Source organism: Fictibacillus sp. b24 (genome assembly GCF_030348825.1).
Lineage (GTDB): Bacteria > Bacillota > Bacilli > Bacillales > Fictibacillaceae > Fictibacillus.
In genome coordinates, this window is sequence record NZ_JAUCES010000005.1 from 3,004,644 (window position 1) to 3,027,332 (window position 22,689).

At 38.2% G+C, this 22,689-nt stretch carries 21 protein-coding genes; 6 read left to right on the plus strand and 15 right to left on the minus strand.

All coding sequences use genetic code 11. From position 1 onward, the window contains the following. Nucleotides 1-83 precede the first annotated feature (83 nt). The 3 genes from helD to QUF49_RS15680 form a co-directional block, all read right to left on the minus strand. Entirely contained in the window at nt 84-2,396 is a 2,313-nt protein-coding gene (helD, locus tag QUF49_RS15670; protein WP_289496586.1) for an RNA polymerase recycling motor HelD, read from the minus strand. 202 nt (nt 2,397-2,598) lie between these two features. Continuing rightward, a complete protein-coding gene (locus QUF49_RS15675) occupies nt 2,599-3,072 on the minus strand; it encodes a DinB family protein (RefSeq protein ID WP_289496587.1) in 474 nt (157 codons plus the stop codon). 82 nt (nt 3,073-3,154) lie between these two features. Continuing rightward, nucleotides 3,155-3,712 carry a cysteine hydrolase family protein gene (locus QUF49_RS15680; RefSeq protein WP_289496588.1) on the minus strand — a complete coding sequence of 186 codons (558 nt, stop codon included), beginning with the start codon at nt 3,710-3,712 and terminating at the stop codon, nt 3,155-3,157. A gap of 193 nt (nt 3,713-3,905) precedes the next feature. On the opposite strand from QUF49_RS15680, the gene QUF49_RS15685 reads away from it, so the two are divergent. After that, a complete protein-coding gene (locus QUF49_RS15685) occupies nt 3,906-5,084 on the plus strand; it encodes a NupC/NupG family nucleoside CNT transporter (RefSeq protein ID WP_289496589.1) in 1,179 nt (392 codons plus the stop codon). Nucleotides 5,085-5,128: 44 nt separating this feature from the next. Here the strand turns inward: QUF49_RS15685 and QUF49_RS15690 are convergent, their stop codons facing one another. The 6 genes from QUF49_RS15690 to QUF49_RS15715 all read right to left on the minus strand — a co-directional run bounded on the left by QUF49_RS15690 (nt 5,129) and on the right by QUF49_RS15715 (nt 9,776). Continuing rightward, nucleotides 5,129-5,647, minus strand: a complete 519-nt coding sequence (locus QUF49_RS15690; protein ID WP_289496591.1) for a GNAT family N-acetyltransferase — start codon at nt 5,645-5,647, stop codon at nt 5,129-5,131. A gap of 106 nt (nt 5,648-5,753) precedes the next feature. Beyond that, the gene (locus QUF49_RS15695; RefSeq protein WP_289496592.1) at nt 5,754-6,290 is read right to left on the minus strand and encodes a hypothetical protein; all 537 of its coding nucleotides are present in this window, start codon (nt 6,288-6,290) and stop codon (nt 5,754-5,756) included. A gap of 199 nt (nt 6,291-6,489) precedes the next feature. Next, complete coding sequence (locus tag QUF49_RS15700; RefSeq protein ID WP_289496593.1) at nt 6,490-6,975, minus strand: methylated-DNA--[protein]-cysteine S-methyltransferase; 486 nt, start codon at nt 6,973-6,975, stop codon at nt 6,490-6,492. Continuing rightward, a complete protein-coding gene (locus tag QUF49_RS15705) occupies nt 6,968-7,861 on the minus strand; it encodes a DNA-3-methyladenine glycosylase family protein (RefSeq protein ID WP_289496594.1) in 894 nt (297 codons plus the stop codon). The genes QUF49_RS15700 and QUF49_RS15705 overlap by 8 nt, the downstream gene beginning before the upstream one ends. Beyond that, on the minus strand, nt 7,839-8,411 hold the full coding sequence (locus QUF49_RS15710; RefSeq protein WP_425590501.1) for a bifunctional transcriptional activator/DNA repair enzyme AdaA: 573 nt from the start codon (nt 8,409-8,411) through the stop codon (nt 7,839-7,841). Before QUF49_RS15710 ends, QUF49_RS15705 begins: the two co-directional genes overlap by 23 nt. 147 nt (nt 8,412-8,558) lie before the next feature. Further along, nucleotides 8,559-9,776: an MFS transporter gene (locus QUF49_RS15715; RefSeq protein WP_289496596.1), complete on the minus strand. Its 1,218-nt coding sequence runs from the start codon at nt 9,774-9,776 to the stop codon at nt 8,559-8,561. 192 nt (nt 9,777-9,968) lie between these two features. Here QUF49_RS15715 and QUF49_RS15720 point away from each other — a divergent pair, with 192 nt between their 5' ends. Next, the gene (locus QUF49_RS15720) at nt 9,969-12,065 is read left to right on the plus strand and encodes a DNA topoisomerase III (RefSeq protein WP_289496597.1); all 2,097 of its coding nucleotides are present in this window, start codon (nt 9,969-9,971) and stop codon (nt 12,063-12,065) included. Between the two features lie 212 nt (nt 12,066-12,277). On the opposite strand, the gene QUF49_RS15725 is transcribed toward QUF49_RS15720, so the two are convergent. The 6 genes from QUF49_RS15725 to QUF49_RS15750 all read right to left on the minus strand — a co-directional run bounded on the left by QUF49_RS15725 (nt 12,278) and on the right by QUF49_RS15750 (nt 20,839). Continuing rightward, the gene (locus tag QUF49_RS15725; protein WP_289496598.1) at nt 12,278-13,963 is read right to left on the minus strand and encodes a metallophosphoesterase family protein; all 1,686 of its coding nucleotides are present in this window, start codon (nt 13,961-13,963) and stop codon (nt 12,278-12,280) included. Nucleotides 13,964-14,241: 278 nt separating this feature from the next. Beyond that, nucleotides 14,242-15,993, minus strand: a complete 1,752-nt coding sequence (locus QUF49_RS15730; RefSeq protein WP_289496600.1) for an alkaline phosphatase D family protein — start codon at nt 15,991-15,993, stop codon at nt 14,242-14,244. Between the two features lie 448 nt (nt 15,994-16,441). Continuing rightward, on the minus strand, nt 16,442-18,259 hold the full coding sequence (locus QUF49_RS15735) for a PAS domain S-box protein (protein WP_289496601.1): 1,818 nt from the start codon (nt 18,257-18,259) through the stop codon (nt 16,442-16,444). Nucleotides 18,260-18,403: 144 nt separating this feature from the next. Then, nucleotides 18,404-18,607, minus strand: a complete 204-nt coding sequence (locus QUF49_RS15740) for a hypothetical protein (RefSeq protein WP_289496602.1) — start codon at nt 18,605-18,607, stop codon at nt 18,404-18,406. Between the two features lie 378 nt (nt 18,608-18,985). Beyond that, complete coding sequence (locus tag QUF49_RS15745; protein WP_289496603.1) at nt 18,986-20,335, minus strand: hemolysin family protein; 1,350 nt, start codon at nt 20,333-20,335, stop codon at nt 18,986-18,988. A 195-nt stretch (nt 20,336-20,530) separates the two neighbouring features. Next, nucleotides 20,531-20,839 (minus strand): hypothetical protein, encoded by a 309-nt coding sequence (locus QUF49_RS15750; RefSeq protein WP_289496604.1) that lies wholly within the window; start codon nt 20,837-20,839, stop codon nt 20,531-20,533. A gap of 161 nt (nt 20,840-21,000) precedes the next feature. On the opposite strand from QUF49_RS15750, the gene QUF49_RS15755 reads away from it, so the two are divergent. The 4 genes from QUF49_RS15755 to QUF49_RS15770 all read left to right on the plus strand — a co-directional run bounded on the left by QUF49_RS15755 (nt 21,001) and on the right by QUF49_RS15770 (nt 22,661). Beyond that, entirely contained in the window at nt 21,001-21,651 is a 651-nt protein-coding gene (locus tag QUF49_RS15755; protein ID WP_289496606.1) for a hypothetical protein, read from the plus strand. A 113-nt stretch (nt 21,652-21,764) separates the two neighbouring features. After that, complete coding sequence (locus tag QUF49_RS15760) at nt 21,765-21,977, plus strand: helix-turn-helix transcriptional regulator (protein ID WP_289496607.1); 213 nt, start codon at nt 21,765-21,767, stop codon at nt 21,975-21,977. A 16-nt stretch (nt 21,978-21,993) separates the two neighbouring features. After that, nucleotides 21,994-22,365, plus strand: a complete 372-nt coding sequence (locus QUF49_RS15765; RefSeq protein ID WP_289496608.1) for a hypothetical protein — start codon at nt 21,994-21,996, stop codon at nt 22,363-22,365. Between the two features lie 17 nt (nt 22,366-22,382). Continuing rightward, nucleotides 22,383-22,661: a DUF3784 domain-containing protein gene (locus QUF49_RS15770; protein ID WP_289496609.1), complete on the plus strand. Its 279-nt coding sequence runs from the start codon at nt 22,383-22,385 to the stop codon at nt 22,659-22,661. Nucleotides 22,662-22,689 lie beyond the last annotated feature (28 nt).

Genomic DNA, 22,689 nt, shown 5'->3' on the forward strand with positions numbered 1-22,689 from the left:
GTTTTTGTCGTAACAGATTTAGTTTTTATTAACGATCAATAAAAAATCCGCTGTTCACTTAAGAACAACGGATCTCATACTTATTAAACAGTTACATATAAACTTTCTGAAGCTTCTTCTATAAAAGGACATGGCTTTCCGCTATAAAACACGGTCAGCTCATGCATCGCACGTGTACACACCGTATAGAACAGTTTTCGTTCACGTTCATTTTGATAACCTGATGCATCAAATATAGCAACAGCATCAAACTCGATGCCTTTTGCTAAATATGAAGGTATAACGATTACTCCTCTTTGGAAAGCAGCATCTTCGTCGATCATAAGCCTTACATCCATTGTTCCCTTTAGCGATTCGTACACTTTTTTACTTTCTTTAGCAGAACGACAGATTACAGCAACCGTTTCATGTCCTTCATTTAACCAGCGACTAACGAGCTTTTGAACTTGATCGACATGACTTTTATCACTTTCAACCGCAACGACAGATGGTTTCTCTCCAGAACGATTAAATGGAATAATCGTGCTTCCATCATGTAAAAGACTTTTCGTAAACTCTACGATTTCTTTAGTCGAACGGTAACTTCTAGAGAGCGTGATCGTTTCAGGCTTTTTCTTATCCAATAATTTCTTCAGCCTGCTGAACGATTCATCGGATGCATGGGCGTAAATGGACTGGTTCAAATCTCCGAGCACGGTTAGATTTGCTCTCGGAAATATCCGCTGAATGAACGCGAATTGAAATAGTGAAAAGTCCTGTGCCTCATCAATAAAAACATGTCGCACTGCTGCATTACTTTGAAAACCGATCAATAACTCTTTCACATATAAAAATGGTGTGGCATCTTCATTCGCGAGGTGATTTTGTTTTAAGTTAAACAGCGTTTGATTGCAAATGTCGATCCACGTATCCAGATTGTCTATCAGCTTATTATTTTTTTGAAACAGTTTCGCATAAAGTGACTTAACGTCCAGGAAGGCAAACTGCTCAACTTTTTCTCGCACCGGTTTAAAAGCAATCCTCGTTACATAAGCCGATAATACTTTTTGCTCACTTTCCAAATCATTGAACGAATCTGCTCCGTATTGATTTCGTTCCTGTAATTTCTCATAAAGCTTTGTATACACATTCTTATCGAGAAGCTGAATCTCTTTTTCTACCCAAGGTTTCTTTCGTTCTCGACGCTCAATTTTCTTCAGTTCTTCTAAAATCCAAGCAGACGTTTTTTTCATTCGATAAGGTACGGTTTCACGCTGATCTAGTGAATAAAAGAATTCACTGATCTGTTTTGCTCGAATAACAACACGATCCCGGAATCTTATATCTAAAAACTGCATGCCTGATGTACTCAGTTTATCTACATATCGATGAATCTCATCTAAAAAATCAACAGAAGCTTTAAACTTTATTCCATTGATGCGACTCGACTCACCACTTCCTGAAAGCAGATCCTCCATCTGTTCAAATGGCGTTTCCACGGAGAAATCTTGTGCTAAATGATGGTCGATATAAGCCTGGAAAGTAGTTTGCTCCATGTTTTCTTCACCAAGCTCGGGTAGCACGTTCGCTACATAACTGTTGAACATGTTGTTTGGCGAAAATAAAACAATATGGTGAGATTGCAGTGTTTCACGGTCCCGGTACAATAAGTACGCAACACGCTGAAGGGCTGCTGATGTTTTACCGCAGCCGGCCGCTCCTTGCACGACAAGTAAATCGCTTGATGTGTTTCGAATTATCGCATTTTGTTCTTTCTGAATTGTAGCGACTATGCTTTTCATTTGAGTATTCGCTTGATTGCCTAATACTTGCTGAAGAAGATCGTCCCCGATTGCTTCTCCTGTGTCAAACATGCCTTTAATTTCACCGTTTTTTATAATAAACTGTCTTTTCAGCTCTAATTCACCTGTGATGATTCCGCTCGGCGCACGAAAATCCGCGGTACCAAGAGAATGATCATAATACAAACTAGAGATCGGTGCACGCCAATCATGAACAAGAAAAGAGCTTGTGAGTTCATCATAATAAGAAGCAATCCCGATGTATACGTTCTCGGTCTCAGCTTCATCCACTTCTTTAAAATCAATCCGTCCAAAATAGGGTGACCTTTTTAGTTTTTCATACGTCTTGAGACGAGCTTTTGCTGATGTGTGACTTCGTTCGATTTCGGATAAAAGTTCTGATTGCTGTTTAATGCTTGCTGCTGTTTCGATAGCATCGTCAACATCATCTAAGTTAACTGTAACATCTGACCAAAAGTTTTTTCTAATCTGCACAACATCAGCTAGCTTTCCACCAAGATGATTCTCCAGTTTGGCCGTAGCATCAGAAAGTTTATGAATCACTTTTCCTACTCGTTTTTGTTCATTTTGTTGTTCTCGATTCCAAGTAGTCATCCGATCTCTCCCTACTACAAAATTTATAGTTGACACACACTTCCATTTCATCGTATAATATAATTAGGAGTTATTATAACCTAATTTATTTAAGAAGTGCGTCTTTTCTATAATAGCATATTTCTGTGCAAAATGTACATAGAAGATTTACCGTAAAAAACAGTGAACCTCCACATGGGGGGTTCACTGTTTTTTTGTGAAGTTACACCTGCTTGACCGACTGATTCTCTATAACTCTCTTGATTGCATGCATTTGGCCAAGATGATACGTTTCGTGGAATACTGTAAAGTTTACAAGTTCACCAAAGGTTTTAAAGTTGAAAATTTCTTTCTCCAATTTTTCTTGCAGTCTATCTTCTGGTATTTCTTTTATTCTTACTAGTTGATCGGACAGCTGCTGTTGAAGTTCTTTTAATGTTGGTACTTCTCCTTTCCAATCGGCCGGGCTAGTTCCTCTGTTAAATAACTCAATATAGTGTTTTGGTAAGTTTGAAGATTTTTTCGGAAAATCAAACATAAAATACTCAGCGGTAGTAAGGACATGACCTGCATGCCAGCGAATATTGTTGTTGAACCCTTCAGGCTGGACATCTGCAAGTTCTGCGTTCATAGCTTCCAGGTGATTTAGAAAAAAAGCTCGTGAAAGTTCAAAGTTTTGAATTGTTAAAGTACTCATTCATACTCCTCCTTTATTTTAAAAAAACGATCATACCGACCATTATACAAACCCTATCGCTGCTTCCTCAATAATACGTCCCTTAACGATAGTGATCGTGTATAGGCTGAAATAGATCTTCAGTAGTGTTCCTTACCGCCGAAAAGTGGTCAACGTTATAGTGACCATGCAGAATTTTATTGTGATGGCTTATGATTTGTTCAGCAGTCAACACCTCTGAATCTGTGGTGGAATGACCATCTCCAACTAGTGTCACATCAAAACCTGAGACCGTTGCCATTCTAACTGCCGTATCGATGCAATGTTCTGTCTTACATCCCATAACGACCAGGTGACGAATTTCCTTCTTATTTAAATATTCTAGTAAAGGTGTTCCATAAAAAGAGCTGGTTGCTTTTTTATTAAAAATTTCTGCATGCTCTGGAACTGCAATATCAGGATGAACCTCAAATCCAGCTCCATTTCCCTCTGCAACGTCAAGATCTCGGATAAAAATGATAGAAGCATCTGCTTCTTCCGCTTTATCGATCACTGTGTTGATGTTGCTTAACAGACTGCCTTTGTTAAAAACCTCCTTCTCTTTTTCATTACCGTCTATCAAATCCTTTTGCGCATCAATTACAATTAGAGCTTGCTTCAACTTATCCGCTCCTCTTGAATCATTTTTTCCTTCCAAATTTAATTTCGACATAGAATTCATATATCTTTTTTTTGAACAAATTTTTTAAATTGGTTAATACTAACAAAGCAGTTATATTTTATCGTTGCGAAAAAATTTAAATTAACGAATAATAGAAAAGTTCTATTCGTAAAAGATTTAGGAGGAAAAGGAAATGAAGTACATCATCTTTCTTGCTGGAGTGGCAGCGGTTTTCTTGTTAGCCTACCTTGTCAGCAATGATCGCAAAAAAATTAAATACAGACCCATCTTAACCATGCTTGGGTTGCAGTTAATTCTTACATACTTTCTATTAAATACAGGTGTTGGCCTCGTTATTATAAAAGGTATTTCTAAACTGTTTGAAAAGTTATTAGGCTATGCAGGAGCTGGGATCGATTTCGTGTTTGGTGGACTTGCAAATGAAGCAGCCATGCCGTTCTTTTTAAACGTATTGCTGCCAATCGTATTTATTTCAGTTTTGATCGGTATTGCTCAACACTTCAGGATTTTGCCGTTTATTATTAAATGGGTTGGATTTGCCTTAAGTAAAGTGAATGGTTTAGGAAGACTAGAATCTTATAATGCCGTGGCATCTGCGGTTTTTGGTCAGTCCGAAGTATTTATCTCCGTAAAAAAACTGTTAGGTCATATGCCGAAGCATCGGCTATATACACTTTGTACATCAGCTATGTCTACTGTTTCGGCCTCAATCTTAGGGGCATACATGACGATGATCGATCCAAAGTACGTTGTAACGGCCTTGGTGCTTAACTTGTTTGGTGGATTCATTATCGCAAACATCATAAATCCGTATGAAGTAACTGCTGATGATGACATCATTGAGATCGAAGAAGAAAAACAAACGTTTTTTGAGATGCTCGGTGAGTACATTATGGATGGATTTAAAGTAGCTGTTATCGTGGGAGCCATGCTTTTAGGATTTGTTGCGTTGATTGCGTTAATCAATGACGTGTTTGATATGGTGTTCGGCATTACCTTCCAAACGATGCTTGGATATGTGTTCGCACCTGTTGCATTCCTTGTCGGGATTCCATGGGCAGAAGCCGTTTCAGCTGGTACAATCATGGCAACAAAACTTGTTTCCAACGAATTTGTCGCTATGATGGATTTGGCCAAGTATGCAAAGAATATGTCCGACCGTACAATCGGTATTGTATCCGTGTTCCTCGTATCGTTTGCCAACTTCTCTTCAATCGGTATTATCACTGGAGCAGTTAAGGGGCTTCACGAAGAGCAAGGAAACACTGTTGCCCGCTTTGGTTTAAAACTTCTCTACGGTGCAACATTAGTAAGTATTTTATCCGCTGCCATAGCCGGTTTATTTCTATAAGCAAATAAAAAAAGAAGCCTAGGCTTCTTTTTTTGTTTCACTTTTTATGTAACTGCTGAAAACGCAGGAGGATATTCAACCTTCCCTTTTATCCCTTCCAACGATCCCTTTTTTAGCTCAAGTACCATAAATACTTCTTCTGGAACTGGAAATGGTGAATGTATTCCTTTTGCAACAGAAGAAACGAATCCAAACTTCGGATAAAAGTCAGGATGTCCCAATACGACCACATGCTCATAACCTAATTGTTGTGCTTTTTCTAAACCGGTTTGTACTAAAAGAGTTCCTATTCCCTGCTTTTGATGCTGAGGAGAAACAGCCATTGGGGCAAGCGCTAGTGTAGGTACTTGTTCGTTCTCTGTCTGAATCGTCACTTCACTGAACAGAATGTGACCAACAACTTCTTCATCCTTTTCAGCTATTAAAGATAGTTCTGGCACGAACCACTCTGAATCACGTATAGCTCTTATTAGCTTACTTTCACCTTCACCGTTAAAAGCAGAAGAGTTAATTTCATCGATGACAATGTAATCTGCTTCCTTTTCAATTCTGATTTTTATCATATGAACTTTCCTTTCCAAATCTTATATATTCACTATATCTTCTTTGAATGATACCCAACAACATAAAAAAACTGCCGCCTCACTATAGAGACAGCAGTTGTTCATGCTATTGAAGTTCAGCTGCAAATTGACCTGGTACCAATTTTAACGTTTCGTGAACTGTGTTTAATTTTTCTTCAAAAGCTGTGAATAATTCGTCAGCTTCAGTTGCTTTTGCTTCATCTTCTAATCCAGCCACGCGAGCTTCGTAAGATTTCTTCAGTTCTTCAAGAGAACCTTTTACAGCTTCTTGGTTTTCTTTTGATAGATCTGACGGTACTTCAATAGATGGAATTTCAGCTACAGCCTTTTCACCAGCTGCTTTTGCATCAGCTTTTAATTTATCGAGATCTGCTTGAGCAAGTGCTTCTTCGCCCTCTTTTTCAAGACCTGCAGCATATGCATTAAATGGTGCATGGTATCCGCGAAGTTTGTTTACAAGCTCACCTTCGAAGTTAAGAAGTGTAATCTTTTCAGCATTTCCGTCTACTTTCTTCTCAGCCGCTGCTGGCTTTGCTTCTTCTTTTGGTTTCTCTTCTTCCTTGCTGCACCCTACGCTAAGCGCAAGTAAAGCAGCTGCAGTTACCGCTAAAAATTTTTTCATCGAGATAGCCCCCTGTATATATTTCTATTTTTTGGAACTTTCTCATTTTAATACTTTTTCTTACTATTGTAAATCAAAATGTATCCGTTTTCTCTTTTTTCAAAAAAAATAATACTCAAGCCTTAATATGATTGAATTATCAAACTATTTTTATAATTTTAATTCCTAATCCTTTTAATATAAAAGTTATAACACTATACTAAACTATTAACTCCTTTAAACTTTTCTCATGATTTAAGAGCCATTCTTTTCTCCAAAGACCCCCTGCATAACCAGTAAGCTTCCCATTCGTCCCAATGATTCTATGACACGGAATAATAATGCTTAATTTGTTCCTCCCGTTTGCACTTCCTACAGCCCTGACCGCTTTTTCATTTTGAAGCATGTTTGCAATATCACGGTATGATGCGGTTTTAGCAAAAGGGATCTGTAAAAGCGAATCCCAAACAGCCTGTTGAAATGGTGTTCCATTCAATTTATAGGCAAAAGTAAATGTTTTGCGCTTTCCTAAAAAGTATTCATGAAGTTGTGTGCAGCAATCTTGTAGAACAGCTGGTATTTCTCTCTGGTGCTCAATTGCTGACAATCTATCAACGAACATTATTGAGTAGACCGTATCTTCGCTGCTCACCATCTCAAGAACACCTATAGGAGATTCGTAGTCCAATTTGAACAGTTTACTCATACAAAGACCTCCAAAGATAAAAAGTGGCGTACCCTTCCCATCCACTCCAATTTTCCGCGAATTTCTTTAATTCATCGATTGTTGGTTTACGATCCTGTTCCAACTGTTTCATTACCGCGTTGTGTAGTCCTACATCAGCTATCGGATATGCATTGGGCTTTAACAGACATTTCATTAAACAATAGTCTGCTGTCCAAGCTCCGATTCCTCTTATGGAAATCAGTTGTTGAGCAGGATTTTTAGACTCTTTCAATGCTTTCTTTGACAGTTGGCCAGAACTCATCTCTTTTGCCACACCAATCACGTACTCTGCTTTCCTCTCAGTAAATTGAAGCTTTCGTAAGTCATCGGTTTTAAGATTTGCGATTACTTCCGGCGTTGGGTGTAACCAGAACAACTTTCCATTGCAATTCAGCTTCTCACCAAAGTTCTCAACAAACCTTCGTTTTAGCGTATAAGCAAACTTTAAGTTGATTTGCTGTCCCATGATTGCCCAAGTCAAAGCTTCAAACAAATCAGGAATTCCAATGATCCGTAAACCGTAATACCTTTGTGTAAGTGGATGAAGGATGGGGTCTTCAGAAGCAGCTTCATAAAAAACAGAAAGATCTCGCTCCAAATCAAACCATTCCGTAATATACCCAACCACTATTTCTTTTTGTTTTGTTTTTTTATCTAGAAACTTTACGATTAACTTTTGATCTTTGCAGTTTATTTTCATCAAAATTCTATCATTATCGACTTTTATTAGTTTATAAAGTGTATCTTCCTGTATGTCATGCATCACTTCCAGCTGTGATCTTCCGAGGAATGTGAGACATTCAGAAAAGCTGAATTCGTTTGGCAAGTGTATTTCTAGATGATCACCGCAATCTGTCCACTGCATATCCTGCCTCCTTTTTAGATTTTCGATAGTCACTTGGAGAACAGTTTTTGATCTGACGAAACGTTTTATAAAAATTTGAAGGACTATGAAAGCCAGCTTCATAACAGATTTCAAGATTTGTTTTTGATGAATTTAACAGCAGGAATGCCGCTTTATCTATGCGAATCTTCTCCACATATTCACGTGGCGTTTCGTTCATCTCTTCTTTAAACAGCCGCTCTAAATAAAAGGAACTCACACCTGCGTAATCTGCTACATCTTGCAAAAGAATGCGCTTGTGATGGTTGTTCACTAAGTAACTCGTTGCTTTTCTTATTAAATCAATCTGTGGACAATGTTCGACCTCAGGCTGGCACCTCTTACATGCACGGTATCCCGCCTCTTCACATTGCATGATCGTATCATAAAACACGACATTCTTCTTTTTGGGCTTTCGTGATCGACAGGACGGACGGCAAAAAATTTTCGTTGTCTTAACTGCCGTATAAAACAAACCGTCATAAGACCGATCGCATTCCATAATTTTATCCCACTTCTCGTCAAATGACATATGTACGCAACTCACTGTTTATCCCTCCACCCATCATCTTTTCTTTATTTTATCAAGCAAAAATCTTAAAGTCGTCCTCAATCTTGCTGTTATGGTCTGTGTAAAATAAAAAGAGAGTGACAAATAGCCACTCTCTTTCCTTTGTAATTATTTCACAGCCGCAACACGGCCATTCTTTTTTCGGGTGCCACTTGTTTTGTATTGATAAAGTATGACTGCAGCGATGACAAAAGATGTAATTCCAAAGCCAATCACCATGTTAAAGAATCCAATCGTATCCAAAAACAAACCCGTTAACAGCATCAACACTTGGAAGATGATGTTATCAACCATCCCCTTAATGGAGAAAAATCTTCCGTGATAATCAGATGGCACATCCGTTTGAAAGATGGTCGTGACAACCGGGAATAATGTGCCCGCTGCTAGACCAAACAGTCCGAACGAGAGAACAGACATGATCGGATGATCTGCTAAAAATAAAGAGGTATGTGCGGTAGCAATAATGAACGTGATTGCAAACATGTAAGATAATTTCGGATTGTCTCTAAAAAACCTTTTGGATAAAAACGTACCAATGAATACACAAACCCCTTCTGTTGTATACAGGATCCCTTTAATACCCGCATTATCTTGAAGCTCGCTGATCTCGATCACCATTAAATTGAAGCCGGATAAAAATAAGTAAGCTGGAATCAACAAGAAGATACCATAAACCACTTTCGGCTGTTTTTTAACCATAGGATAGAGCTCAGCTAGCGTTCTGAAGAAGTTTTCTTTTCTGCCAGACTTATCTACTTCTTTCGGCTTCTCTTCCACATTTAAAAAGAACGTAGAAATAAGTAGAATTACATATGAAACAAGCGTTACCGTATACAAAGAAAATAGAGACATGCCGACAAGCATCACACCGCCGAGTGCTGTTCCAACAATTCGAGAAGCTGTAAAGATGTTCATGTTGACGCCGTTCGCATCAAGAAGTTCTTCCTTTTTTACGATTAACGGCAGCATGGTCTGCATGGCAGGCTGTGAAAACGTTCCGGAAATTCCGATGACGAGCGTATAAACAACCATCCACCAAACATTGTTGTAAGCGATCGCTAAGTACATAAAAAAGACCGCTGCACAGCGAGCAAATCCCGCATATATTAATATCTTTTTCTTGTTGCTGCGATCTATAATTCGTCCGGCCATCGGTGCCAAGAATATACCAACAAGAAAACCTGCTAAAATAATAAGTGCCTGCAGAAAGGATGACTCTACATTCATCTGCAAAAATTCAAGGTTCCCAATTATTCCTACCCAAAGTCCAGTACTTGATACAGCAAGACCAAACATTAAAATTAAAAAATTCCGGTTTCTCCACATGTTCTCTTTCCCCTTTCAGTCACACCGAAACAGTACATCTATGTTTATCAAAAAATTACTTAACAAAGTAAAATAGACTCATTATTCAGTATACAGTATTTAGAAACTGTGAAGGAGAAATAAATCTTCATTTTTTTCTTATTTTTACACTCTGTTATAATGACTACAGTAGAAGTTCGAAAGGGGTACATTATGAAACAATTAATCCTTGCTGAAAAGCCGAGTGTGGCACGCGACCTTGCCCGTGTCCTAGGCTGCAAGCAACAAAATAAAAGCTATATTGAAGGTTCAAAGCACATTGTAACGTGGGCACTTGGTCACTTAGTTGAACTAAAAATGCCTGAAGACTATGACAAGCAATATAAACAATGGCGCTTAGAAGATCTCCCCATCATTCCAAAACATATGGGATTAAAAGTGATCCGCCAAGTCAGTCATCAATTCCGTGCGATTGAACAGCTCGCTAAACGGAAAGAAATCGGTGAGCTTGTAATTGCGACCGATGCTGGACGTGAAGGTGAACTGGTTGCGCGCTGGATCATGGAAAAAGTGAGATGGCAAAAACCTGTGAAGCGACTATGGATTTCATCTCAAACCGATAAAGCAATACGTGATGGATTCAACCAGCTCAAACCCGCTAAGCAATATGACAACCTATATCAATCTGCTGTTTGCCGTTCTGAAGCAGATTGGCTGATCGGACTAAACGTGACACGTGCACTAACAACGAAATACAATGATCCGCTTTCTGCTGGCCGTGTACAGACACCGACACTTGCTATGATTTTAGAACGTGAGCAAGAAATTAACTCGTTTCAGCCAAAAGACTTTTGGACGATTGATGCGACGATCGGGATGTTAAAAGCATCTTGGGAACGCAACGGCGAGAAGCGTCTTTTTGAAGAGAAAAAAGCGGCAGACATCGTTAGCAAAGTTAAGGGACAGCAAGCAACTGTTTCTTCTCTTCAAAAGAAAGAAAAAACAGAGGCACATCCGATGCCTTACGATCTTACTGAACTGCAGCGTGACGCGAACCGCCGTTTCGGGTTCTCTGCTAAGAAAACATCGTCTGTTCTTCAAAAGCTTTATGAGCAATATAAGCTAGTTACGTATCCAAGAACAGATTCCCGCTACTTAACAAAAGATATGGAAAACACGATGTATGATCGCCTTCAGGGGATGTCATCTGGCTATCGTGAAGAAGTGCAGCCCCTTTTAAAACAAAAAGGAAATGTTGTCGCAAAGAAAGTATTCAATGACAGCAAAGTGACCGATCATCATGCGATCATTCCGACGGATGAACCGTTGCACTTAGGTGATCTCGATAACGATGAGCGTAAACTTTATGATTTAATCGCACGCCGATTCCTTGCTCTGTTCTATCCTGCGTATCGAACGGAGACGCTGACCGCTGCAATGAATGTTGCAGGCGAGACGTTCATGGCACGTGAAACATTGGTGTTAGACCCTGGTTTTAAAGTGCTGTCTGGTAAAGAAGAAGAAAGCCCTCGTGCACTTGCTAATCTAAAGGAAGGGCAAACACTTTCTGTTAAAGAGGTGAATGCGGAGAAAAAGCTTACTGAACCACCTTCCCGTTTTACAGAGGCCGACCTATTATCTCGTATGGAAAAATACAGTCTTGGAACACCTGCAACGCGGGCAGATATCATTGAAAGACTCTTAGGATCTGAAGTGCTCGATCGTAAAAACAACAAGCTGCATCCTACGCCAAAAGGAAAACAGCTGATTGATCTTGTGAATGATGAGTTGAAGTCACCTGAATTAACAGCTAAATGGGAGCAAGATCTAGAGGCCATTGCACGCGGAAAAGGAAATCCAAAAGAGTTTCTAGAAAACATCCGCAAGCAGACAAAGCAGCTTGTGATGGAAATCAAAACAAGTTCGCAGGAATACCGTGCTCATAACCTAACAGGCTCCAAGTGTCCAGAGTGCGGAGAGCTATTAAAGGAAGTAAAGGGCCGTGACGGCAAAGTGCTTGTCTGCTCCGATCGCGAGTGTTCATACCGCCGCCGAAAAGATCCGAAGCTATCGAACCGACGCTGTCCGCAGTGCCATAAGAAAATGGAGCTTCACAACGGAAAAGCCGGCACATACTTTCAATGCAAGCCATGTAATGTGGTGGAAAAAGCAGACGATAAGAAAAAGAAGGTTACGAAGCGAGAAGAACGGCAGCTGCTCAAAAAATACAGCGCAAACAACAAAGAGGACGAAGGCTTTGGGAATAGTTTAGCTGATGCATTAAAGGCAGCTATGAAAGATAAAAAATAGATAAAAAGCTGACTTCTGCGGCCGAAAAATAGCATGTTAATGCTGTTTAGACCTGATGAAGTCAGCTTTCTTTAGTTTAGGGGAATTGAATTTGTACGCTTCAACCGTTTATTTGTCCGATTGCATAACGAATCTGTCTGATTCTAGCGTTTATCTGTCCGATCAAACGATTAATCTGTCCAATTTCTAAGTACGCTCTTCATACTCAATCTTTACTCAACCTTAAATGTTGCAGATGCCACTGCATCATAACCGCTTCCATAGAAATAAACTATTTTATATGTGGATCCTTGTTTGTAACGTGTTGCATTTACATTGTTTTTCGGATTATACATAAATTTACATGTTCCGCCACTAACCTCTGTGTACTGCCACCAAATCGATTCCACCTCACCTGGATTTTCGTTTACTTCATACAAACCCACCCAGTCACTTTTAGGAGCTCTAACACCTTCCACAACCACATCTAATGTATCCTCTATACCGTTTACTTTCTCTTTTGATAATGTTATTTTTATCGGCTCACCTTTCTTTGTTCTGCCTATGGCCTTGATTGAATTCGTACTGATATTTCTATATGCATCGAGTGCAAACACTTCTATATCATAAGTTGTAGATGGTGCTAATCCTTCAAGATTAAGAATGAGGGGATTAGGAACAGGATCTTTATAAAATTCCGAGAAACCTAAGTATTCTTTTGCTACTTGTTTTGTCTCAGTATTTGTAACAATTACCTTGTAATCATGAACGAGCAAATTATCTTTTGCTTGTGTGAACATGATTGCAAGACTTGTAGCTGTCGTCATATCGTTTGCAATGGAAAGCATGGCGTCTTTCGTAAAGAATGGTGGCTTTTTATCTTTTCTAGCATCTGTGTATTTAAAAGTGTTCTTATTAGCAGGTAAATTTATTTCAAACGGTTCCCCTGTCCAATCATTGTTATGAATATCACGGCGGTTAATTAACACTTTATTCTCATACACTTCAACAATTAAAGCTTGGTTAAGGATATCTGCTCCCTCAGGAACTTCACCCTGAATTCGCCCTGCGTCTAGCCACAGATAGGCACCTGTTGAAGTCCCAATTGTAGTAAAATCTTCTTGATATATAATCCTCGGATCATCTAACGGATAGTGGGTATGCCCTGAGAAAGTAATAACTTGCGGGTATTTTTTCAATGTATCGTAAAATAAATCTCTATTAACATTAAACCCCCATTCGCTTCCATACATCGTATCTTTAATCGGCTGATGGTGAAATACAAAGATTGGCTTTTTAGGATCATCAGCTTGTGCTTGTTTTAATTGATCAGACAGCCATTCAATTTGTGATACGGAAAACGTTCCTTCCGTTACCCCATCTTCTGTCCCTAGCACAATAAAATGGTAGCCTTTTATAACCTGGTGAAAGTAGATGGAAGGCATTTTTGTGACATCTAAAAAGCGTTTTTGAGCATCCGCCTCAGACAATCCGTTCCAATAATCATGGTTCCCAATTGCAATTAATGAAACTGCCTTTGCCTGTTTATGCGTTTCATAGGTAGATTTATACTTCTCATATTCTGGAAGCAGCCCATTATCTGTTAAATCACCTACAATAGCAAACGCATCTTGTTTAGGAGCGAGTTGATTCAATTGTTTTAATGTTGTTTGAAATTTATTAAACGTTTGGTCTGACTTTTCATTCATATGTATATCACTTATCACAGGAAAGACTAGTGTTGGTTTGCGGCGGCTGCTAACCTTCCCACCGTCAGCAAGTACTTCTAATGAGTTAATTGGATCTAAGAACGTTAACCCCAGTGAAAGCCCTGCAACCTTTGTTGTGCGTTCAATAAATGACCTGCGTGTAATCTTAGACTTTTGGTCTGAAGGCTGATTATCAATTGAATTTGTCATGTTTATCTTCTCTCCCATCAAGATGTCATGTTACACCGAGAATTATATGGTTGAAATATAAAACCTTGATTACAGAAGGGTTAATGATTGTTAAGTTTATATATTGGAATTTGTGAGTATTCAAAAGCAACAAATAGCTCACTCTTATATTGTTAGTACTAAAAATTACGTGAATAGATTTTGTGGCATTTTTTTATATACGCAATTACGACGATTGTCCATATCAAAAAATATAAAGAGGATGAAATCAAGTCTTTGATTCACCCTCTTTACGTTGTTTACTGCCCTACTCCAGCTGACTTTTTCTCCATTTGCTTCTCATGCGCTTTTCCATGAGCTCGGTTTCTATCTTCTTCCACCTCACGCGACATTTTTACCCCTTCAGCTACGCTTGTTGAAGAGACTTGCTGTAAACCGTTTTGATCTTTTTGATAAACGAAGGATGCTCTTGTTGATATAGCTGCACCTGGAGACGTAACAAACGGCACAACACGATAGTCGGTACGCCACTCTTCTGGCGTTACCGTACATCGTACATACCCTCGGTAATCGTTAAAAAATTTGATATGCGGATTCAATCCCAAAATTTTATCCGTATCTGCTCGTTTATCCGCACCATTTCCTCCAGAAGTAATGGATGTTCCTACAAATTCAGCACCAATCACTTTTGAAGCTGAATCATCATAGTTCGTTCTCAAATCACACGCCCAGCTGGCATGTACATCTCCTGTTAAAACGACTAGATTATTTAAATTCTTAGACTCAATAAAATCAGTAATGCGCTGACGTGACGCTGTGTAACCGTCCCATGCATCCATGCTTAGTCGAGGTGCAGTACTTGACCCATAGTTTCGCTGAGCAAAGAACACTTGTTGAGCAAGAACGTTCCAGTGAGCTTTTGAGTTTCCTAGATTCTGTAGCAGCCAACTTTCCTGCTCTTTCCCCATCAACGTTCGGTTCGGATCTTGTGATTCGGGTGATGGGGGTTTGCTTCCATCTCCATTTGCTTGATCATCACGATATTGACGCGTATCCATCACATTGAATGCAGCCAGGTTACCGTAAGAAAAGTCACGGTACAACAACATGTCCGCTCCATGCGGAAGGGAGGAGCGACGCAATGGCATGTGTTCATAATAAGCTTGATAAGCTGCAGCTCGTCGCTTTACAAATGCTTCTACTGACTGATCTTTTTCAGGGATCATGTTGGCATAGTTATTCTCAACTTCATGATCATCCCAAGTAACGATCCACGGAAACGCTGCATGTGCAGCCTTAAGATTTCCATCTGAGCGGTATTGTGCATGTCTATTTCGGTAGTCTCCTAGTGTCATAATCTCAGGTCCGCTATGAGTGCGAACATTTCCAGATGGAGATACGTATTCATTTGGTCCGTATTCATAAATATAATCCCCAAGGTGAACGACGAAATCTAAATTTTCTTCAGACATATGCTGATACGCTGTAAAGAAACCATGCTCATATTGCTGACAAGAAGCAAATGCAAATGTCATGTTTTTCACGTGAGCATCCTTTTTAGGAAGTGTCTTTGTTCTGCCGACAGGACTTAATTCATGACCACTTTTAAAACGATAAAAGTACACATGATCTGGCTTTAGTCCCTCTACATCAACGTGAACAGAATGAGCTAGATTAGGCCGCGCAAATTCCGTTCCCTTTTGCACGATTTTCTTAAACCTTTCATCTTCAGCAATTTCCCATTTAACAGATACCGCTTCGTCTGGCATCCCCCCTCCATTCAGTGGGTCGGGTGCTAATCTTGTCCATAACACAACACTATTAGATAACGGATCGCCTGATGCCACACCTAATGTAAAAGGGTAGTTTCTAAACTCGGGTGCTGCGTTCACTTCGTTGCTGCCTAGGGATTGGGCAATTGTGAGTCCCAGTGAAATACCTGCAATTTTTCCGGCACCTGTGAGGAATGTTCTTCGATTCAGTTTGTTTTTTTTTAAGCTGTCGTCTGTAAGCTTCTTAATCCATTCGTCCATCGGTCTTTCATCCATCATTGATGCAACCCCTTTAAAATGAATTTTTACAATGCTCATTATAAATTGGGAATGTTAAGAAACCATTTCCTAATGTAAACGTATAAACATGTACCCTTAGGAAATTATTACTAAATTAAGACTGATCAAAGTCCATATGTGTTTACCATCAAGGTTCGACAACGATTGAATAAAATAACGAATCATTCATATGGCCTGTTTTTCTTCATACTATCTTTAAGAGATGTTCATAAAAACATAAGAAAGATTCGGTGATGACAAGTGGCACTAAGGCGGAAAAAGAAGAAAAAACAATACGGAGAGCACTATTCGTGGTTTGACTTTTTATGTGATGTTCTGTTTTTTATACCCGAGATTTTAATTTGGTTGATTCGTATACTTGGAAAGGGCATATTCAGGCTTTTCGATGGTATATAAAAAAACAACTCTCATAATAGAGAGTTGCTTATTAGTTTGATTTTTGCAGTGTTATAGATACCGTTGTCCCTTGTCCTGCTCGGCTCTGAACTTTTAGGTCACCTTTGTGCTCCGTAATGATTTTATTGCTGATGGTGAGGCCAAGGCCAATCCCTTTTTCTTTATTTGTAAAAAACGGTACCCCAATACTTTTTAAACGTTCCTCCTCAATTCCAATACCATTGTCCACAAATAGAAGTTTCACCTTTTTGTCTGTTTCTTCAATAGCTATCGTTAGTATTCCGCCTTCGTTCATCGCTTCGATCGCATTCTTTATTACATTAATAAAAACTTGTTTAATTTGATTTTTTTCACAAAAGACATACAATTTCTTCTCTTTAAATAGAAGGCGGATCTCTACGTTGTATAAGTTTGCTTCTGATGTTAACAGCATTACCGTATCTTGCAGCAGTTGAATAATATTTACGTCTTTCTTAATTTGAGTTGCATCAGGTTTAGCCAGTGCCATAAACTCGTTAACGATCGATTCTATTCGATGAAGCTCATCGCAAATCACTTCATTGTATAGATAGATTTTCTCCCGATCATAATCACCATTTTTCATTAAGGAAAACAAGCCTTTTATAGATGTCAACGGGTTGCGAATCTCATGAGCAACTCCTGCTGCCAGTTCTCCTAAGACTGCAAGCTTTTCACTGTTCCGTATATATTCATCTGCTTTTTTCTTTTCAGTAATGTCTCTAGAAATAAATACGATTCCTTCAATTTCACCTTCATCAGAAACCATGGGCATCCCTTTTCCCTCTAAAAGGATCGGGTGACCTGAAGCATGCATTTTTCGATAAACAAGTGGCATTGGATTCTTTGATGATGACACTAGGTTTATATAGTTCTTTACTAATTCATGGTCTTCAACATGAATGCAATTCAAAGAGTTTGTACCAAGGAGAGTTTGCGGATCGATTCCTAACACACTCTTATAGGAAAGAGAAGCATATAAATATTTCCCTTCTGCATCTACTAAGCAAATCAAATCATTGCTGTGATCGAGAATAATTCTATGCTTAAACTCGTTCTGCTTTAGCGCAGCTTCTGCTTTCTTTCTTTTGGTGATATCTCGAGATGCAACAATTGCAGCATGATTGTCTTTTTGATAAATCGGTTTACCTTTCGATTCAAGCCAGATATAAGAACCATCTTTTGTTAAATATCTATACTCAACAGTTAGTGGTATTTGTTCAGCAATCATCCTAGTAAATTCTGAAATAACATGGACTCGGTCTTCTGGGTGAACGAGATCAAAAGGTGTTGAGCCAATAGCCTCTTCTTGTGGGTAACCGGTTACCAGGCTATAAGAAGGAGTCAGAGAAGTAAAAACACCTTCCATATTAACAACCCCTATAATATCAATCATATTTTCAGTAATGAGTTTCAAATGCTCTAACGTTTCCTGCTTTTCAATGTGCTGCTGCGTTAAATTCCGAATGATAATCTGTGTAGCATGGGATGAAAACATGAGCGGAAATCCAATAACTTCTAATTGAATATAATTACCTTTTTGGGTAATCCATGTTTGTTCACTAGGCTTCGGTGCAATTCCATTGCCGCATGACTGGATGCGTTCCTCCACTATGTCATGCACTTCTGTAGAAAGGTTATTCCAGATTGGCTTGCCGATGATGTCTTCTTCCGCTTCGAGAATTTTTCTAGCAGCAGGATTAACATATACCCATTTTCTATCTTTTTGGATAAGAAAAGGAGTCTCAGAATGTTCAAATTGGCTGGCATAATTTTTAATTTGATTAATGACAAGACGATCTGCTGCGGGTTGACCATCTGAAATTTTCATATCCACCCTCCATGCAAACGTTAATCAAAACGTTTCGTTTGTAATTAACTAAATTATAAACATAGAGTTCTTCGTAAATAAAGATATTTTTCACGATTATTCATAATATTGAAAAGTTCATAAAGTGAGCTAAGTTGTCCTGAATTAAAGAAGTATCTGCCTTTTTAAAAAGTCAGATTGTGTTTCTTGAAACAAAAGAGCTGCACCTTTTATGGCTATTTTTCTTTCTGGGGCAGTTACGGAGGCCATGATGATCTGTTCTTGATTGTAATAGAGCATGCTCATAACAACGGTTGTTTTATGACTGTATTGAAAAATATCTACATCTACCAATTCACCTCCAATCATTACTCGAAAAAAACGGTATTTCGGGGAACTTCTCATCTCCATGACCCCCTTAATCTTTTAAGTAATTATACTTTGGTCATAAAAGTTTTGTTATTTAAATAGTAAATAACTCCTAATAATTTGTCAATATATTCTGTCAATTAAAGTCGATTTCCTGGGAAATTAGTTGTAGGTTGGAAAATAGTACAGATTTATTAAATGCTATTATTTTTTATTCCGTTGAGTTATTAAGAAAAGGCGCTTCATGCAGAAGGCTCATCGCACACTACATTGAACTGTAATTTATCCAATTACTAGAGCTACACGCTTTGCAAATCGAACCATAAGTAAACGAAAAAATAAAAAGGCCAGTCTAATTAAGACCGGCCTCACATATCTTTAAGCTTCTTTTTCAACTAGTTGTTGTTCAGAATCAGCGGGTATAGAGTTATCTTTAATCTCTACTTCCCTCTTAGTAATTTCAATCTTTTTCACTTGATGTCCATCTATTTCAATCACTTTGAAGTCATAACCTTCATACGCAATAACTTGATGTTCTTGAATTTCAGAGTTCTGAGATAAAACCCATCCACCAATTGTATCGAGTTCACTGTCATCGATTTGAAGTCCGTAAATGTCGTTCACTTCAGCGATCAGTACTTTACCGTCAAAGTGCTTTACATTTGGACTTACTGCTTGAATCATTGGTGATTCATCTTCATCAAATTCATCTCGAATTTCACCAACTAGCTCTTCCAAAATATCCTCAATGGTTACAATTCCTGCTGTTCCACCATATTCATCAACAAGGACCGCCATATGAAAACCTTTTTTCTGAAGCTTTAGTAATGTTTCTTTTATTGGTGTATTTTCAAAAACGCTTAGTGTTGGCCGTATATAATGTTCAAGCGGATATTCCTTACCTTTGATCAAGTCAAAGAACACTTCTTTCGCATTGACCATACCAAGCACATTATCTTTATCTTCCCCTACAACAGGGTAACGTGTATATTTTTCTTCAGCAATTATATTAATATTTTCTGCAACAGTATTGTCTTCATATAGACAAACCATTTCAGTACGGGGGACCATGATCTCTTTTGCAGTTCTGTCATCAAATTCAAATACTTTTTCTACATAACTGAACTCAGATTTGTTGATTTCACCACTTTTGTAGCTTTCGCTCAATATTAGACGAAGCTCTTCTTCGGTATGCGCCATATCATGCTCCGATGCAGGCTTCAATCCGAACATTCTTACTAAAAGCTGAGCGCTTCCGTTTAAGAACCAAATGAACGGATACATCACTCTGTAGAATCCAATCAATGCAGGTGATAACCATAAACTAATTGTTTCTGCTTTTTGAATAGCTACCGTTTTTGGTGCAAGCTCACCAAGTACAACATGTAAAAAAGTAATGGATGCAAACGCAATCGCAAATGACAACGTATGAACAATCGCCGGACTTAATTCCATTCTCTCAAAAACTGGACCAAGAATTGCTTCGACTGTAGGTTCACCTAACCAACCTAATCCCAGCGCAGTAATCGTAATACCAAGCTGACAGGCTGAGAGTGATCCGTCAAGGTTTGAGATAACCTTTTGTGCTGCAATTGCTCGTTTGTTACCCTCTTCCGCAAGCTGATCAATTCGTGTTTTACGAATCTTAACAATCGCAAATTCTGCTGCTACGAAAAAAGCTGTGAGTAGAATTAATACGGCTACTGCAAGTAATTTCAATAAGGTCAAACTGTCCAAAAAGACTCCTTATACCCCAAATGTTCTGGAATATAAGTTGTCACCTCCTAAGTGTTTTAAATTTTATTAATTTAGAAAAGTATATCATAGAAATGCAGAACTTACTTAAAAAACCTCTTATCCCCTATTTTTAACAGAATTTATTGTTTCTTAATTTTGTTGGAGCGAGAATCTAATCCCAAGACTTTATTCTGCTATTTCCACGGTATCCAGGTTTTGCTCCTTTTTTAGGACAAGTTTGTTTTCTTTTTCATCGTAGTAATAAATGTTCATACGGTTATCTTCATCAGATTCAGTATTACCGCTGTACAGACCAAAATACCCATTTCCTAGTGGTACAAGGTTCTTATTGAAGCGAGTTGAATTAGCTGTGTCATTATATATATGATCTACCGTAACCTCGCCGCCCTTTCCTCCTATGAACAATAGAAAAATAGCAATAAAGATTAACGTTTTACGAATTCTGCGCAGCTCATTTGATGTTTCTGAATGCACTTTACAATCCCCCAATCACGATTTCCCCAACTAAAAATATCGCAAATTAAACTACATTATTAAATAAATTTGGTTCTATTTATGGAATACTTATCCAATTATACGTGTTATTATTGTCTTTAGAAAAGAGAAAAATGTTATAGAAGGGGCGATTACGGACTGTGGAATTTGTATTAGAGAATAAATGGGTATTTCTTATTCTGGCAGAGGTTGTATTTTGGCTATCCACCCTATCCTTTTTGTTAGTAAGGTATTGGTTCAATTTAAAGAGATTAAGTGTAGCTTTTTTCATTCTTTTTCTCGTTAATGATTTATGGATTGCTACAATGGGATATTTTGATTATTTGAGAACTGGCGAATTCTCTGCTTATCAGATTATTATTCTGGTTGTTATCGCCTATGCTTTCATTTATGGAAAAAGTGATTTTCAAAAGCTTGATGCTTTTATTCAACGAAAAGTGGCAAAATGGCGCGGATTGCCTGCACCTGAACTTACTTCAACCAAACCACTATACGGAATGGAGCATGCTAAACAAGAAAGAAGAAACTTTTATAAACACCTGATTGCCTTTATTGCCGTTCAGTGTTTGTTTGTAGTCATGTTTGGTCTCTCTGACTCGGTTTCCAGCCTACAAATAGATACGCTATTTGCAGAGTGGTATGATCAAAAACAAACTGAGCTGTTTTACAAAAGTGACACAGCCAATAACATTACAAGGGTATGGACTATTATCCTTGCTATTGATCTGATAATCGCTATGTCATATACAGTTGCTCCAAAAAAGGAAAAAAAGGCTTCACATGCAGTCTAGTTCATACATCCTCATGAAGGGTGTATTTTTTCGTATAACTTGTAACATATATTTGACATTTTTAATATATATATTACAATTAAAGGTATATTATGTAAGGAGTTGACGTTTCCATGGCAGAATCAATAATTATGAACAAAGTTAAAATTGTTCGTATTGCAAAAGGAAACTTAACTCAAGGTGACTTTGCAAAGTTGGTTGGAGTAACAAGGCAAACTATGAATTTAATTGAAGCACAAAAGTACAACCCCACTATTCGTGTATGCTTACTCATTAGCAAGTACCTAGAAACACCATTAGATGAGTTATTCTGGATAGAAGAATAAAGAAAAGAGGTGCAATATGCAAATCAACTTCTTACTTATCGTTATTGGCAGTTTAGTTAGTTTAGCTTTTGTTTATGTATTAACTAATGAATTGCAGTGGGGCGCATTATCGGGGCTTTTGATACTGATTGGCGGTTTGAAATTTCTTCGCATTCGAAAAAGAGAAGCTAACGATGAAATTGAGTATGACGAACGTGTAAATGATAATCTTAGAACGTTCACCCTTCAATCTTTCGCTTTTTCTCAATTACTTCTACTCATTTATTTATTAATCTCTCAGCTATTTTTTAATCAACAGCACATCCAGTCAAACTATCTCATTCTTTATTTATCCATCACATTTATTATAAGCTTTTTCATTGGTCCTTCCATTGTAAGAAAACGTTAAACAAGGGGGAAAGCAATATGAATAGCACCTTAATAATCACAGCGGTTATTTTGTTTTTTATGGCTTACCTTATCGGAGTGAAAAAACAAACTTGGCTATTAACTGGATTTAATCAGCAACGCGTCAGTAATCAAGATAAACTAGCCAGACTTGTAGGCTCCTACACTTTCATTATGGGAATTGTCATGTTAGCAGGCGCTTTCATTCGACAGCTTGACACAGAAGTGTTATTTCCTGTTCTAGTGATCGGTTATGTGGTTCTGCTCGGCTATGTAAATACAAGAATGGTTAAGTAAAAAAAAAGCTTGGGATCATTCCTTCCCA